Here is a 14638-nt window from a genome sequence, read left to right on the forward strand (position 1 = left end):
GATTATTGCACCTTTTCCTGATTCCGTCAGTCGAACGGACAATTTTTTCTTCGATTCATCGCCTCAAACCCGCTTGACAACTTCGATCGCTTCTTAACTTGTCACGAATGGTTGAAGACTATGAACGAGAACACTATTCGATCGATGATGGAATTCCAGTTGCTCCGCATAAATTCCTCCAGCACATGATGGAAGCTAGAGAAATGGAGCCAAAAGATCTCATGTCTATTTTAAATATCTCCGAAGAGATAGCTTTATTAACGATCGATGGTGAGCAACAGATCGATCGATTGCAAGCACTAGCTCTTGGCGATTATTTCAAAGTAAATTCTAACAATTTCTACAATAATTCATACTGAACAGAGTCATAATTTCAATCATCACAAGAATAATTTAAGTTGATTTGTTCGACAGATCGATCGATAGAGAATTTGAACCTGCTGTAAAAGCACATTTAGTAACATACTCATCGCAACAATCGCAACCCGCTCAAAGTTACCAATACCGTCGATCCTTCGTGCCCGAATACGCCCAACGGCATATTAATCCCGCCCATAAAATTACCAACTAATAACAGCAGAATAAAAGATAAAGCAAACGCAATATTTTGTTTGATAATCCGTTGCGTGCGGCGGCCTAACTCGATCGCTTGTGCTAACTTATCGAGAGCATCAGTCATCAACACCACATCCGCCGTGTCGAGTGCCACGTCGCTACCCACACCCCCCATCGCAATCCCAATATTCGCCGCAGCGAGGGCGGGAGCGTCATTAATCCCATCGCCCACCATGGCGACAGCTTGATATTGTGCCTGCAATTGTTTAATCAGATCGACCTTATCTTCAGGTAATAAGTCGGCATGTACCTGCGTAATTCCTAGCTTTTTAGCGATCGCGTACGCACTTTCAGATCGATCGCCAGTCAGCATAATTTGGGCGATCCCCATCTGTTGGAGGCGTTGGATTAAAGCTACTGATTCGGGACGTAATGTATCCGCCAAAGCGATCGCGCCACACAATTCGTCGCCACTAGCTACCCAGACGATCGTTTTGCCAGTGGCTGCTAATTCGGCGATGAGGGCGGGATGAGTGGCAATCTTGGTACGAATTGGCTCTGGCATCAATTGCGTCTTGCCGACGACAATTTGCTGCCCCCAGAGTGTGCCCACGATCCCCAACCCAGGACTGGCAGTCATCTCAGTTGCCGGATCGAAGGCTAAATTGCGGGTTTGAGTTGCCGTGAGGATCGCCCGCCCGATCGGATGTTCCGAGCCACTTTCCACCGCTGCGGCGAGTTGCAAAATCTCATCAGTAGAGGTGCGCTCGATCGAGAGTATCTCGACGACAGCCAACTTACCCGTCGTCAACGTGCCCGTCTTATCAAACGCTACCGCTTTAACTTGACCGATCGTTTCGAGGGTATGACCACCTTTAAATGGAATCCCCTGGCGGGCACCATTGGCAATTCCTGACAATAGCGTCGGCATAATCGCCGCCATCAAGGCACAGGGCGAGGCAACCACCAGAAAAATCAGCGCGCGATAGATCGTCGTCTCCCAAGTCCAGTGCCATAAAAAAGGCGGCAGGGTAGCTAGTAATAGCCCTGCAATCACAATAATTTTGGCGTAACCGCGCTCGAATTTTTCGATAAAGGCTTGCGAAGCGGGAGTCGCAGTTTGGGCTTGTTGGACGAGGGTAATAATCCGCTGAATCAGACTACTCGCTGGTGGTTGATGGACTCTCAAAGTCAAGACACCATTGCCATTGATCGTCCCGCCAAACACCTCATCCCCGATCGCCGTAGCCACTGGAATCGATTCGCCCGTAATTGCCGATCGATCGATACTACTAGCTCCCGCCATCACGATCGCATCAGTCGGAATCAATTCCCCAGGTCTAACCAGTAATATATCCCCAACTTGCAACCTGTCGATCGGTGTTTCCCGCTCGATCCCAGAGACGATCGATCGCGCCAGATCCGGTGTCAGACTCATCAGACTGCGAATGCTCCGCTCCGTCCGCGCCATCGCATAACCTTCGAGTGCGCCACTAATCGCAAAAATCAAAATCAATACCGCGCCATCGACAATTAGCTCGTATTCTTGTTTCCACCAGCCCAATCCCGCCGCCCCCAATGCCGCGACGATCATTAATAGATCGACATCGAGTTCTCGCTCTTCCCACAGCGTCGTCAACCCCTCGATCGCACTGCCATAACCGCCGACAATATATGCCAACACCAGCAGCAACAATCCCACCACCTGCAAACTCGCCCCAGTTGCCGTAAATTGCAAGATCAGCCAGCCGCAGAGCAGGAAGACCGCACAACCTGCGGCAGCCACAGTTTCACGATGGTGTTTGAGGAGATACGCAAGGGATAATGGCGGTGTTCGCAGCATGCTGGGTGGTCGATCTCAAGATTGATGGTGTTGAATATCTAGGTTATCAGCAACTAGAGCGATTCTCCAATCTGGGGAAAAGAGTGAAAATCTTCAAAATCCGTGTTATGCTAGAAAGCGATCCGGCTCTACGCGGTCGTAACGCCCAAACCTTGTCAGGACTGGAAGGTAGCAGCAACATGGGATGCTTATCACAGGCGTGGTCTCCGGGTCATCAAATATTTCAGCCACAACGGGAATTGCCGTCCGACACTACAATATCGGCAAACCGTACCATCAGCCCCCTAGCCGTCGATCGATTCGAGCGGTTATCTTTAATACATAGCTCGAACAGTTCTCATTCATCACTCAAAATTTAATTATGGCTGGTCTAGGCGATATCGTTCAAAAAGCATTTTACCTGGGGGTTGGGCTGGCGACGGCTGCTGGAGAACAAGCTGGCGAGAAGCTGTCCTCGATCGGCATTCAAGCCCAGAAACTCACCGATGAAATGGTTTCCAAGGGTGAAATTACCACCGAAGAAGCCCGCAAGTTGGTCGATGAGATGATTAAATCCGCCCAACAACAGAATTTAAACCAAGCTCAAAATCCACCGACCGATCGTCCACAGAAAACTAACGAGCCGCGCCGGATCGATATCGTCGCCGATACTGAACCATCATCTTCAACCTCGGATTCACCAGAACACATCAATCAGATGCGCCAGCAAGTGGAAGCTCTCCAAGAAGAGTTAAAGCGAATGAAAAATTCCTAATCTAAGTCAAAAGGGGCAGCACCAATCAATCGGTACTGCCCCTTTTTTATCGAAATCATTTGAGATCTTCTAGCGGGGAAGGGCGGGTTCGTTATCAATTATCAATTATCAATTATCAATTATCACCTTACCCCCGCCGATAAACATCGCGATCTCGTCCCAAACTAAACCCGATCGAGTGTCGCAAATTGCGATTGCCCCAGAGTAGAAACACCCCAATCGCACTCGCTGCCATCCCCGTCCCGATCGCAAAAATCCCTGGATAACCCAGATCTTTAGCCACCCACCCAAATACGGGAGCCGAGATCGCAATGCCTAGATCCAGCCCAGTGATACAGATCGACAATACCTGCCCCCGCTGATGGGGCAAAGATCGATCGGCTACCAGCGCGACAATCATCGGGATCAATGTCCCGCTGCCCAATCCTTCAAACATAGCGGCAAAAATAAAACTCCACTGACTATTGGCAGTTGCCAGACAAGCAACCCCCGCTGTATAACAGCAGAGACTCCCCGCAATAAATACCCCGCGTCCGTAACGATCGGATCGACTGCCAATCACCGATCGCGCACTGAAACTAGCAAGTGCCGCGATCGTATAAAATAAGCCAGGATTGAAACCGACATGCAGCGACTGGATATATAACGGCACGAAGGTATGAATCGCCCCGAAGGGAAACCCTACTAGCAACAATACTAAAGCTGGAATCCCCAACGCAGGAGAGGTTAAAATCTGCCAAACCGAAATCTTTGCCGACTCACCGCGCTCGAGCGCGATGGCGATCTTGTTATGCCGTAATTGTGTCGCTGCGATAAACGAGATCGCCCCGCTCACCACCGAAATCCAAAAGATCTCCCGATACAGCCCATGTATCTGTAGATATCCACCGATCGCTGGACCTACTGCGACACCTAACGGGTTCGTAAGGCTCATCAAGCCGATGATTTCGCCGCGTTGCTTCGGGGGAGCCAGATCTACTACCAACGCGCTGTAAGCCGTGGTGAAGGCTGCGATACTAATCCCATGAAACGCCCGAATCGCCATTAATAAAGGTGTCTCCGTCACATATACGTAGCCCAGCGGCGCGATCGCGACTACCGCAGTCCCGATTAATAGCACTAACTTGCGCCCCTTGGTATCGACTAATTTACCCACGAGCGGACGGGTAGCCAGTAACCCGATCGCAAATGCGCCGATAATTAATCCAATTTGTTGTTGGTTAATCCCGATCGCATCCAGATATGCGGGTAGTGTCGGTAATAAGATCGCGATACTCATCCAAAATAATAAGCCCGTGACAAATAGCACGAGCAAGCTGCGCCGCTGTTGCGGTTCGAGCTGATTTAAGGTGTTCATTATGAAAGGGAGCGGGGGGCGGGGAGTTGGGAGTTGGGAGTTGGGGGCGGAGAAATGCCAACCTAATTTAACCAATAACAGAGGTTTGCTTGGTGCGTTTTCACGGGCGGGAAACCCAATTATCAATTCTCAATTCTCAATTCTCAATTAATTTAACCGATCTTCGATGACATGAGTGGAGCTAATCCATTCGCCTTTGTCGTTGTAATTGCGGATTAGACGTTGGCGTTGGTTGCTTGATAATAACCAACCTGCCTCGACGAAAAATGGCTGGCGGTGGCTGATTTGGAGGGGTGTATTGCTCGAAGCCCCATCGGGTAATAACAAGATCTTGCGGGGCGTGGTTCCGGCAAAATGCAGTCGATTGCCATCGATGCGCGCGGTAGAACTAATGGTGCGATCTCCAAAAGTTAATTGTTGCTGCAAGGATTCACCAACCTGGCTAATTGCTAGGCTGGTTTGCATCGTCGTTGGATCGCGCCAATCGGCATAACAGGTACAGGCGACACCCACCCACTTACCTAACAACTGTTCTACCGTCAAATCGGGGCGCAGCGTCGCAGCTGTGCCGCTCCGAATTTCGCGAATTAGCGTCAGACTGGCAAAATTGCTTTGTTTATCGAATAACTGCACCAATCGCGATCGACGATTTTTGGATACAAATCCATACTCTGCCCCAAATTCGGCAAATGGAGCCACTTGCAGCGAACCTTTGGAAAAAGCCCCAGTATCGAAAAATACTGCTTGTCTGCCGAGGGAGCGGTATTCTTGGACTCGATCGGATGTTGGCGGTTCGTCGGTATTGTTAGCAAAGCGGCGCAATCGAAACTTGACTAGTTGGTTGTCTTCCAATCCTGCGAGTGTCAGGATCGAGGGTGTCGAACTGAGGACTTCGCCATCGATCGAAACTTGCGTAAATGTCCCCGTCCATTCACCGAGATTTTCGAGAAAATTTTCCCAGTTACTTCCCATATTTACTCACACCTAATTTTTGGCAAACAGATTTCACGCGCACTCAGTTTAGCGTAACAAATTTAGTGAGGTGTCTGTCTGGGATGTCTCGATCGATATACCATCTGTAGGGGGCAGGTTGATGCTAGAAATTATCGCCAAAGTTCGATCAATTAACGATCGAACCTGCCCGCCCCATCAAGAAGAGATCGCATGTTATCATTCTCAAATTTTGATTGTCAATTGTCTATCGAATTTTCGCGATCGATAATTGCTGGTGGGGATGGGTGGGTTTGTTCGATCCGCACTTGAATTTAGTAATAATTTATAGCATAAACCCACCCCTACAGATTCGATCTGGTAATCGATCGATTACCAGATCGAATCGTTCAATTATTGTCGATCGATCTTGGGTTTATAGGTGGAAATTACCTCCAATTCCTTGAGTTGTTTGGCATCCACATTTGCTGGAGCATTAGTGAGCAAACACCGTGCTTGTTGAGTCTTTGGAAAGGCGATCACATCGCGGATCGAATCTTCACCAGCGAGTAACATGATCAACCGATCGAGTCCATAGGCAATCCCCCCATGTGGGGGCGTACCATAGTCAAAAGCTTCGAGTAAAAAGCCAAATTTTTCTTCAGCTTCTGCTGTGGATAAACCGATCGCACTAAAGACTTTTGATTGAACTTCGCGTTGATGAATGCGGACGCTACCGCCGCCGAGTTCGGTACCATTGAAGATGATATCGTAGGCTTGAGAACGTGCGGTGGGCAGATCGTCAATGTCATCGGGATGGGGCGCGGTAAACATGTGATGGAGTGCTTCGAGTCGCTTTTCGTCGGCGTTCCACTCGAACATCGGGAAGTCAGTTACCCAGAGTAAATTGACTTTATTATCGTCGATTAAACCCAGTTCGCGACCGATCGCCAATCGCAGTCGATCAAGTGTTTTATTCACCGTTGCGGCATCGCCAGCACCAAATAGTAATAAGTCGCCAGGTTTGGCTCCAGTGAGGGTGAGTAATTGTTGTTTACTCTCAGCAGATAACGAATCTTTAATTGCCCCGATCGTGTCGATGTCATTATTTTCGAGCACGCGAATATAGGCTAAACCTTTAGCTCCGGCTTCGCTGGCTTCTTTAAATAAGTTCCCACCTGGTTTAATTCTAACATTGGAAATGGTTTCATTACCACCAGGAATCGGTAAGATTTTGACAATCCCGCCGCTGGCAATCACGCCAGAAAATACTTTAAATTGGGAGTCTTTAAATAACTCGGAAACATTGACTAATTTCAAGTCAAATCTAGTATCGGGTTTGTCACAACCGTAGTCAGCCATCGCTTCGGCATAAGTCATCCGCGGGAACGGACGGGCTAATTCGATCCCCTTAATTTCTTTGAAGATTTGCCAGATTAATTCCTCATTGAGATTGATGATATCTGCTTGAGACATGAAACTCATTTCCATGTCTAATTGGGTGAATTCCGGTTGCCTGTCGGCACGCAGATCTTCATCGCGAAAACAGCGCGCGACCTGATAATATCGATCGCATCCCGATACCATTAGTAGTTGTTTGAATAACTGGGGCGACTGTGGTAGTGCAAACCATTCGCCTAAATTTACCCGACTGGGCAAGATAAAATCTCGCGCCCCTTCAGGAGTCGATCGCGTCAAAATCGGCGTCTCGATCTCCATGAAGTTAAAGCGATCTTCCAAACACCGCCGAATCGTTTTAATTACCCGATGGCGGAGTTGTAGATTGGCACTCATCCGTTCGCGGCGCAGATCCAGATAGCGATACTTGAGGCGTAAATCCTCCCGGACGAACTCATTTTCGGTTTGGGATACTTGGAAGGGTAATTGCTTGTGGACGCGGTTGAGCACCTCAATGTGCTCGGCGTAGACTTCAATCTCGCCAGTATCGATCCGCGTATTGAGTGATTCGGTGGGACGAGCGTAGACGCGTCCGGTAATTTTGACGACATACTCACTACGGAGAGTTTCCGCTAATGTGTACGCATCCGGCGTGCGGACGGGATCGCTGACAACTTGTACCGAACCAGATCGATCGCGTAAATGGAGAAAAATCACCCCCCCAAGATCGCGGCGACGATCTACCCAGCCACAGAGGGTAATAGTTTCGCCAATTTGTTCGGTGCGGATGGTGCCGCAATAATGGGTGCGCATATGCTAAATCTAGTTCGACGATAATTACTCTAATAGCCGGATTTTGTCCTGAACAGACGCGGCAGAAATCTATTCTACTCCCATTCACATCGCCGAGTGGCGATCGATCCGAGATTAACTGGTAAAGTCGAATGGGAGTCAAAAATTGGCTGTCTTTAAATTATCTACCATTCTTTACATGTTGATGTTGCCCGATCGCGATCTTCAGATCTGGAGTACTCGTCTCGATCGAGATCGAGCGCAGATTGACAAATTTAAGCAATTTCTAACCGCTGCTGAACGCCAACGTGCGGCCAAATTTATCAATCCCCTCCATGGAGATCGCTGGATCGTAGCGCGGGGATGTTTACGGCAGATTTTGAGTCAGTATCTCGATCTTAGTCCCATCCAAATTGAATTCAGCTATGGCGCGCAGGGTAAACCCGCACTCGCAGGCAGTCAGCTCCAATTTAATTTATCCCATGCTGGCGATCGAGCCGTCTATGCCATTAGTGCCCAATCTCCAGTTGGCATCGACATCGAATCTATTCACCCGATTGCGGCGGCGGATTTAGTCGATCGGTTTTTTTCGGCTGCCGAGCAAGCGATTTTTCACAATCTACCCATAGATCTCCAGCAAGCCGCATTTTTCCATGCCTGGGTGCAAAAAGAAGCCTATCTCAAAGCCTGTGGCACCGGTTTACATACGCCATTGGACAAAATTGCAGTCTCGATCGATCCGCGTACGCCTGCGGCGATTATTTCTGCCCCAATCGCGGGGATGTGGCGGATTGAGAAACTTGAAATCTTCCCCGATTATGCTGGTGCGATTGTGATCGGGGGCGACTATGACAAGATTAGTTATTTAACGTGAGTTCGGGTTAAGGATCGTCGCTAAATGCTTGTGAAAAGCCAATCGGTAGGCGACATATACTTGTGGGTTGCGAATTTTATTTGTGTGGACAAAACCCGGATCTGGGGGTGCCGACCCCCAGACCCCCCGTTGAAGGGCGGGGTGCCGCCCCTCAAACTCCCCTGTCTTGACTCGCTAAACCGTCGGGGAACCCGACGAGCGCGAGTCGCTGCACAAGGGTTGGTTTGTTGGCAGCTTGACGCGCTTCTCTTCTCCTTTCGGAGACGCTTCGCTACGAGACGCTACGCGAACGCATTAGCTTCGCAATGGGAATCGGTCTGTGGGTTGGGTTTTATTTTTTGGGGCGGTTCCAAAACGAAGCCAGGAGTCATTAATCGGAAATCCTTATCTCGTTGGAGTAGCCTCTCCCTTATGAGAAACTCACGTTATTTAACTCCAGATTAAGCGATTTCCTTGCTGCGTAACAAAGCAACTCCCATGACGATCGCCGCTAAACCGAACAGATTGACCGCATTAAAATGTTCTTTAAATAACCAAATACTAAAAAATAAAGTGGCGACTGCTTCCAATCCCAAGATCGAAATATAACTACTACCGAGATCGGTTTTACTAATTACTAAAGTTTGCAAAATCGCGCCCACACCAAAACACCCAAACACGACGGCACTATAGAGCGGCTGCGATAATCCGAGTGAAAGTTTCATAAAGATACCACCGATCGCAAAAATAATTGCCGCGCCACAGCTCATTAACAGAGTTACCACAATCTTAATTTCCTCAAGTGTAAACAAGCTAAATACAATAAACCGCTAGCGGTGCGAAGCCATTAAAACCGACCGATGCATAGGTGCTAGTATAGGCTCCAGTGCTGAGAATTTGCAGCTTATCGCCAGCTTGGAGCTGGAGTGGTAAATGATAGTCAGCTCGATCGTATAGAATATCGGCACTATCGCAAGTCGGCCCTGCTAAAATCACCGAACCAGTCGGCGTACCATCCCAGGGCGTCCGCAGCCGATACCGGATCGCTTCATCCATCGTTTCGGCCAAGCCACCAAATTTGCCAATATCTAAAAATACCCAGCGGCGATCTTCTTGATAAGATTTTTGAGAAATCAGCACCACCTCAGTGTTAATTATCCCAGCATCTGCTACTAGCGATCGACCTGGTTCGAGCATCGTTAGCGGTCGATTATTTTCAAAGTGTCGTGTCAATGCGGTGTCGATCGATCGAGTATAGCTAGTCAATTCTGGCACCGTGCTGAAGTAGCGAGCGGGAAAGCCGCCGCCCAAATTGAGCATCTGGAGTTCTACCCCCACTGCTGCCAAATCGCGAAATAATCGGGCGGTGGTGGCAATTGCCAGATCCCATTGGCGCACATCTAACTGCTGAGAACCGACATGAAACGAGACACCATAAGGCTGCAACCCCAATCGATCGCTATGAATCAGCAAATCTTTAGCCATATCTAGCTCGCACCCAAATTTGCGCGATAACGGCCATTCGGCACCAGTACACTCCATCAACAATCGACAGTAAATCTGCGCGCCCGGTGCGTGCTCTGCCAATTTTTCGAGTTCTGGTAGACTATCAAAGGCAAAGAGCCGAATTCCTAGTTGATAGGCTGCGGCAATGTCGGCAGCTTTTTTGATGGTATTACCAAAGGAGATCTGGCGCGGTTGGGCACCAGCATCCAGACAGGCTTGGATCTCGGGCAGACTGGCAGCATCAAAGCTCGCACCGAGTTTGACTAGCAGTTGCAATATTGCTGGGGCGGGATTGGCTTTGACAGCATAGTAGATCTGAGTGTCTGGCAATTGTGCTACCAAAGTTTGATAGTTATCCTCGATCTCTGGCAAATCTATCACCAGATAAGGCGTTGGTAAAGATTTACGATCGATAAAATCAAAGATGCGCTGTGGAGATCGAGCGATTAACTGTGCGGTTGACATACTTTTGCAAGAGAAAATACGCTGTAAAATTTTTTACAGCCACTATATATATACTTCCCGCAAAAGAGGACTTGATAACGCTACGGACTGGAAGATCGGTACTATCGATCGGCTTTTTATACTCAAATGGGCTGGCAATGACGAGGATGGGGCTGACTGGACATTGGTAGGCGGAATGGCTCGATCGCCAATGGCTCCCAGCCAAAATCTAGATTGATCGAGCCGTCTACTATACTAAGGAAGACAATGAAATTCGATCGTCTTATTTAGCAGGAGTACCATCGCCGTGACTAGCACCCTCAATCGCCCTACCGTTCGCACCTTGCCCAATGGGTTGACGATCGTTGCCGAACAGATGCCAGTCGAAGCGGTAAATCTCAATATCTATCTGAACGTCGGTTCCTGCGTCGAAACTGATGGGATTAATGGGATGGCGCACTTCCTGGAGCATATGGTGTTCAAAGGTACGTCCAGATTGGCAGCGGGGGAATTCGAGCGGCTGATCGAAGCACGCGGTGCGGTGACAAATGCCGCGACGAGTCAAGACTATACCCACTACTACATCACCACTGCCCCCAAAGATTTTGCCGCGCTCGCGCCCCTGCAAATCGATGTCGTCACCAATCCCCGCATCCCCGATGATGACTTCGAGCGGGAGAAATTGGTGGTATTAGAAGAAATTCGGAGATCTCATGACAGCTCCTCCCGCCGGATCTATCAGCAAGCGATCGAAGTGGCCTTTGCCAAGTTACCATATCGGCGGCCAGTGCTAGGGCCAGAAGCCGTGATTGAGGGGATTACCTCCCAACAGATGCGCTATTTCCACGCGACCAATTATCAACCGACAGCGATGACGGCAGTAGCGGTGGGAAATCTCCCCGTCGAAGAGTTAATCGATATCGTTTCCGATGGTTTTGCCTCACAAAGTGGTAGTATTCCTACCGCCGAATTTGTCGGTCGCAAAGCGCAACCTACACCCGAACCCGCCTTTGCGCGCATCGTCCGCAAAGAACACATCGATCCGAGTCTCCAACAGGCCAGATTGATTATGGTGTGGCGCGTTCCTGGCTTGATGCATTTGGCCGAAACTTATCCACTCGATATCCTGGCGGCGATCCTCAGCTCTGGCCGTACTTCTCGCTTGGTCAAAGAATTGCGCGAAGAACGCCAACTGGTGAACAATATCAGCGTGAGCAATATGAGCAATCGGATTCAAGGCTTATTTTATCTGAGTGCCCAGTTGCCGAGCGAACATCTGGCCGAAGTCGAGCAAATTATTACTCAGCATATTTTCCAACTCCAAACCACCCTCGTGACTAATGCCGAACTCGCGCGCATCCGCAGACAAGTTGCCAACCGCTATATTTTCGGTACCGAAACTCCGAGCGATCGTGCGGATCTGTACGGGTATTATCGATCGGTAGTCGGCGATCTAGCTCCAGCACTCAATTATCCCCAACAGATTCAAGCTGTAGATGCCAACACGATCCAACTCGCCGCACGTCAATATCTCTCGCCGAGTGCCTATGGAGTAGTGACAGTTAAGCCGGAGTAAATCTTCCTCAGAAATGTGTGAATAGGAGAGCGCAGATCGCGTTTTGATAATATGAGATCGACAGTCGATCGATATTGATAACCACCATCATTTTGACACCATTTCTCGATTTTGACGGGGAGAATTTTGGCGATCTTAGTGACTTCCCCAGCATCATTAAATAATTGGATCGAAGTCATCAGAGCATATATTAATTCAGCGATATCTAAATTTTGACTGGGCGATCGCTGGAAAGTAATGTAATGTTGAGAACACGAATTTTGGGTGCTGTTTGGGGAATTCTTGAGGATAAGACGCTTAAGAATATCGTATGAACACAGAGATCGATCCTTCCCAATTACTGACTCAGTTAGCTAACGAGCAAAGTACTGGCTGTCTTGAGATAGTTCATGGCTCGATCGTCTGGAATATTTACCTGAGATTTGGCAAATTATTAGCGGTTGATTGCTCGATCCAATCTTTGCCGCAATTGGTCGATCGTTTACGCTCCCTGGGCTACGAGCAAGCAGCCCAATCGGTAAAAGTTGATTCGGGCAATATGGTATGGCCGGAACTAGAGCGGCTGGCGTTAGCGGGATTGCTCGATGCTCCAAAGGAGAGGCTTCGCCAACGAGTGCAACTAGAGCAAATTTCCACAGACTTGACCAAAGCAGCCTTTGAATCGCTGCTATGGCTGAGAAATGAGCAGATGACATGGCATCCCGATCGACCGATGCCGATCGCCACCGGATTGAATCCACCCCCTAGCTTAGACCTCGCCGCCACGATCGACTATTATCAGCAGCGGCTAAAGATCTGGCAAAAATTTACGACAATTATCCGATCTCCACATCAACGCCCGTACTTAACCAATGCCAAATTCCTGGAAACTCCCGTCCCCGGCGGTATCTTGAGTTCCAAAGCCTTACATCAGATCGCGCAATTAATGAAAGGGCGGAGTCTACGAGAGTTAGCATTATTTCTCAAGCAAGACGAATTAAAGTTAGTCCAACTGCTCACGCCTTATCTTCGCCACGATGCGATCTGCTTGCGGGATCCCGCTGCACCATTCGATCGACTTCCGCTGATTCCCGAACCAGATTTGCCGCCAGTTAACTCGGTTGAGCAACTACCAGATCTCGAACAAAAGTTGAGTATTGCTCCTATCAATCGAGACTTATACCAAATTGCCTGTATTGATGATAGTCCGCTAATTCTCGATGAAATGGAGCGATTTTTGGGGAATAAGGGTAAATACCAACTCACTAAACTTGAAGATCCCATCAAAGCTTCTGGCATTATTTTTCGGCTCAAGCCAGATCTGATTTTGATGGACATCACGATGCCAGGGATCAATGGGTATAAACTGTGCAGCTTATTTAGAAGTAGTGCGGCATTGGCCCAAACCCCGATTATTATGGTGACGGGAAATAAGGGTTTAGTCGATCGAGTCAGAGCGAATCTCGTCGGAGCGACGGACTATCTCACCAAACCATTCACCGAACAAGATTTACTCGCAGTAGTTGAGAAATATTTAACTTAGACAATTGCGGACATTTTGGTTCGATCGGGGAACTATGAACTTATTACTCATCGATGCGATTTGAAACTGTTTTTAATTAGGAATAACAAATGTCAAAAATATTAGTGGTCGATGATATGCAGGCTGAGTTGGAACTGGTTTGTCAATATCTGACAAAAGCAGGTTATACAGTGATTACGGCTGTGAATGGTCAGGAAGCACTCGACAAAGCGAGGGCAGATCGACCAGATGCGATCGTCACAGATTGGATGATGCCCGTGATGGGCGGATTGGAGCTGTGCCGTCATTTGAGAAAGCAACCAGAGACGGCGAGTATTCCGATCGTCGCTTGTACTGCCAAGAATCGGGATGTCGATCGAGTTTGGGCACTCAAGCAGGGAGTCAAGGTCTATTTGACTAAACCCTATACTGCCGAAGAGTTACTAACCGCCGTTCAAGCCGTCGTGGTTTAAACCTATGACAACGAATACTACTCTCACCAGACTTCAGCAACTTCTACCTGAATTATTCCAACCATTAGTAGTTACAGGCGATCTTTATCTACGGTTTCAATTAACACCAGAGATTCCGGCGTTGCTACCAATGGCCCGAGTCCAAGAAGCTCTGCTTGTTCCTGCTACCGCAATCTCACCGCTGCCAAATCTGCCAGCTTTTATGATCGGCATGATGAATGCTCGCGATCGAGTCTTTTGGGTTGTCGATCTCGGTCAGCTGTTGGGTTTACCACAGATACTTACCAATCCTCGCGATTATCAAGTGGTGGTGATGCAGTTGGCGGCGACTGAGCCTGAATCGTTCGCGGAGCGTCTCCAGGGGAGAATCGATCCTGCTGGCTCGTCCAACGAACCATCTCTAGGGCTGGCAGTTAGCCGCGTGAGAGGTGTTGCTCGGTTTGAACCGCAGCATTTGCAATTGTCAGTTGCCGACGTGCCAGCGTGTCTACAGCCCCATCTGCTCGGCTGTTTCATCGAGGCAGATAAACAAATTTTGGTATTCAATCCAGCGACGATCGCCACTGCCCCAACTCGGTTCGAGCAGCTACCTACAGATTAGCAACGACTGAAGTCGTAGCTAATGATGCAAAGTCCGTGAAGGCGGACTGAAATCT

At 48.8% G+C, this 14638-nt stretch carries 14 protein-coding genes and 1 other RNA gene; 8 read left to right on the plus strand and 7 right to left on the minus strand.

Features of this window, described 5'->3' with window-relative positions; all coding sequences use genetic code 11:
• Nucleotides 1-107 precede the first annotated feature (107 nt).
• On the plus strand, nt 108-359 hold the full coding sequence (locus RMO27_RS01830; RefSeq protein ID WP_309728562.1) for a hypothetical protein: 252 nt from the start codon (nt 108-110) through the stop codon (nt 357-359).
• A gap of 107 nt (nt 360-466) precedes the next feature.
• Here RMO27_RS01830 and RMO27_RS01835 read toward each other — a convergent pair whose 3' ends face one another.
• Nucleotides 467-2398 carry a heavy metal translocating P-type ATPase gene (locus RMO27_RS01835; protein WP_309728563.1) on the minus strand — a complete coding sequence of 644 codons (1932 nt, stop codon included), beginning with the start codon at nt 2396-2398 and terminating at the stop codon, nt 467-469.
• Nucleotides 2399-2517: 119 nt separating this feature from the next.
• Here RMO27_RS01835 and ffs point away from each other — a divergent pair.
• Nucleotides 2518-2614: signal recognition particle sRNA small type (ffs, locus tag RMO27_RS01840), an RNA gene on the plus strand.
• Nucleotides 2615-2759: 145 nt separating this feature from the next.
• On the plus strand, nt 2760-3152 hold the full coding sequence (locus RMO27_RS01845) for a hypothetical protein (RefSeq protein ID WP_309728564.1): 393 nt from the start codon (nt 2760-2762) through the stop codon (nt 3150-3152).
• Nucleotides 3153-3279: 127 nt separating this feature from the next.
• On the opposite strand, the gene RMO27_RS01850 is transcribed toward RMO27_RS01845, so the two are convergent.
• The 3 genes from RMO27_RS01850 to aspS form a co-directional block, all read right to left on the minus strand.
• Nucleotides 3280-4509, minus strand: a complete 1230-nt coding sequence (locus RMO27_RS01850; RefSeq protein ID WP_309728565.1) for an MFS transporter — start codon at nt 4507-4509, stop codon at nt 3280-3282.
• A gap of 147 nt (nt 4510-4656) precedes the next feature.
• The gene (locus RMO27_RS01855; RefSeq protein ID WP_309728566.1) at nt 4657-5481 is read right to left on the minus strand and encodes a DUF3598 family protein; all 825 of its coding nucleotides are present in this window, start codon (nt 5479-5481) and stop codon (nt 4657-4659) included.
• A 372-nt stretch (nt 5482-5853) separates the two neighbouring features.
• Nucleotides 5854-7650 carry an aspartate--tRNA ligase gene (aspS, locus tag RMO27_RS01860; RefSeq protein ID WP_309728567.1) on the minus strand — a complete coding sequence of 599 codons (1797 nt, stop codon included), beginning with the start codon at nt 7648-7650 and terminating at the stop codon, nt 5854-5856.
• A 145-nt stretch (nt 7651-7795) separates the two neighbouring features.
• Here aspS and RMO27_RS01865 point away from each other — a divergent pair, with 145 nt between their 5' ends.
• Nucleotides 7796-8503, plus strand: a complete 708-nt coding sequence (locus RMO27_RS01865) for a 4'-phosphopantetheinyl transferase superfamily protein (RefSeq protein WP_309728568.1) — start codon at nt 7796-7798, stop codon at nt 8501-8503.
• A 440-nt stretch (nt 8504-8943) separates the two neighbouring features.
• Here RMO27_RS01865 and RMO27_RS01870 read toward each other — a convergent pair whose 3' ends face one another.
• A complete protein-coding gene (locus RMO27_RS01870; RefSeq protein WP_309728569.1) occupies nt 8944-9267 on the minus strand; it encodes an SMR family transporter in 324 nt (107 codons plus the stop codon).
• Between the two features lie 28 nt (nt 9268-9295).
• Nucleotides 9296-10453 (minus strand): type III PLP-dependent enzyme, encoded by a 1158-nt coding sequence (locus tag RMO27_RS01875; protein WP_309728570.1) that lies wholly within the window; start codon nt 10451-10453, stop codon nt 9296-9298.
• A 286-nt stretch (nt 10454-10739) separates the two neighbouring features.
• Between RMO27_RS01875 and RMO27_RS01880 the strand changes: the two genes are divergently transcribed.
• On the plus strand, nt 10740-12008 hold the full coding sequence (locus RMO27_RS01880) for a pitrilysin family protein (RefSeq protein WP_309728571.1): 1269 nt from the start codon (nt 10740-10742) through the stop codon (nt 12006-12008).
• Here RMO27_RS01880 and RMO27_RS01885 read toward each other — a convergent pair.
• Nucleotides 11978-12187 carry a hypothetical protein gene (locus RMO27_RS01885; RefSeq protein ID WP_309728572.1) on the minus strand — a complete coding sequence of 70 codons (210 nt, stop codon included), beginning with the start codon at nt 12185-12187 and terminating at the stop codon, nt 11978-11980. The two genes, RMO27_RS01880 and RMO27_RS01885, sit on opposite strands and share 31 nt — an antisense overlap.
• Nucleotides 12188-12318: 131 nt before the next feature.
• Between RMO27_RS01885 and RMO27_RS01890 the strand changes: the two genes are divergently transcribed.
• From RMO27_RS01890 to RMO27_RS01900, 3 genes are all read left to right on the plus strand, one after another.
• The gene (locus RMO27_RS01890) at nt 12319-13530 is read left to right on the plus strand and encodes a response regulator (RefSeq protein ID WP_309728573.1); all 1212 of its coding nucleotides are present in this window, start codon (nt 12319-12321) and stop codon (nt 13528-13530) included.
• Between the two features lie 89 nt (nt 13531-13619).
• Entirely contained in the window at nt 13620-13982 is a 363-nt protein-coding gene (locus RMO27_RS01895) for a response regulator (protein WP_309728574.1), read from the plus strand.
• Nucleotides 13983-13986: 4 nt separating this feature from the next.
• Nucleotides 13987-14583, plus strand: a complete 597-nt coding sequence (locus RMO27_RS01900) for a chemotaxis protein CheW (protein ID WP_309728575.1) — start codon at nt 13987-13989, stop codon at nt 14581-14583.
• Nucleotides 14584-14638 lie beyond the last annotated feature (55 nt).

Source organism: Chamaesiphon sp. OTE_75_metabat_556 (genome assembly GCF_031378165.1).
Taxonomy (GTDB): Bacteria; Cyanobacteriota; Cyanobacteriia; order Cyanobacteriales; family Chamaesiphonaceae; genus Chamaesiphon.

Bases quoted from the DNA above. Each gene is read 5' to 3' on its own strand.
- RMO27_RS01830 (WP_309728562.1), top strand. From the start codon at position 108: ATGGTTGAAGACTATGAACGAGAACACTATTCGATCGATGATGGAATT.
- RMO27_RS01835 (WP_309728563.1), bottom strand. From the start codon at position 2,398: ATGCTGCGAACACCGCCATTATCCCTTGCGTATCTCCTCAAACACCAT.
- RMO27_RS01845 (WP_309728564.1), top strand. From the start codon at position 2,760: ATGGCTGGTCTAGGCGATATCGTTCAAAAAGCATTTTACCTGGGGGTT.
- RMO27_RS01850 (WP_309728565.1), bottom strand. From the start codon at position 4,509: ATGAACACCTTAAATCAGCTCGAACCGCAACAGCGGCGCAGCTTGCTC.
- RMO27_RS01855 (WP_309728566.1), bottom strand. From the start codon at position 5,481: ATGGGAAGTAACTGGGAAAATTTTCTCGAAAATCTCGGTGAATGGACG.
- aspS (WP_309728567.1), bottom strand. From the start codon at position 7,650: ATGCGCACCCATTATTGCGGCACCATCCGCACCGAACAAATTGGCGAA.
- RMO27_RS01875 (WP_309728570.1), bottom strand. From the start codon at position 10,453: ATGTCAACCGCACAGTTAATCGCTCGATCTCCACAGCGCATCTTTGAT.
- RMO27_RS01885 (WP_309728572.1), bottom strand. From the start codon at position 12,187: ATGACTTCGATCCAATTATTTAATGATGCTGGGGAAGTCACTAAGATC.
- RMO27_RS01890 (WP_309728573.1), top strand. From the start codon at position 12,319: ATGAACACAGAGATCGATCCTTCCCAATTACTGACTCAGTTAGCTAAC.
- RMO27_RS01895 (WP_309728574.1), top strand. From the start codon at position 13,620: ATGTCAAAAATATTAGTGGTCGATGATATGCAGGCTGAGTTGGAACTG.
- RMO27_RS01900 (WP_309728575.1), top strand. From the start codon at position 13,987: ATGACAACGAATACTACTCTCACCAGACTTCAGCAACTTCTACCTGAA.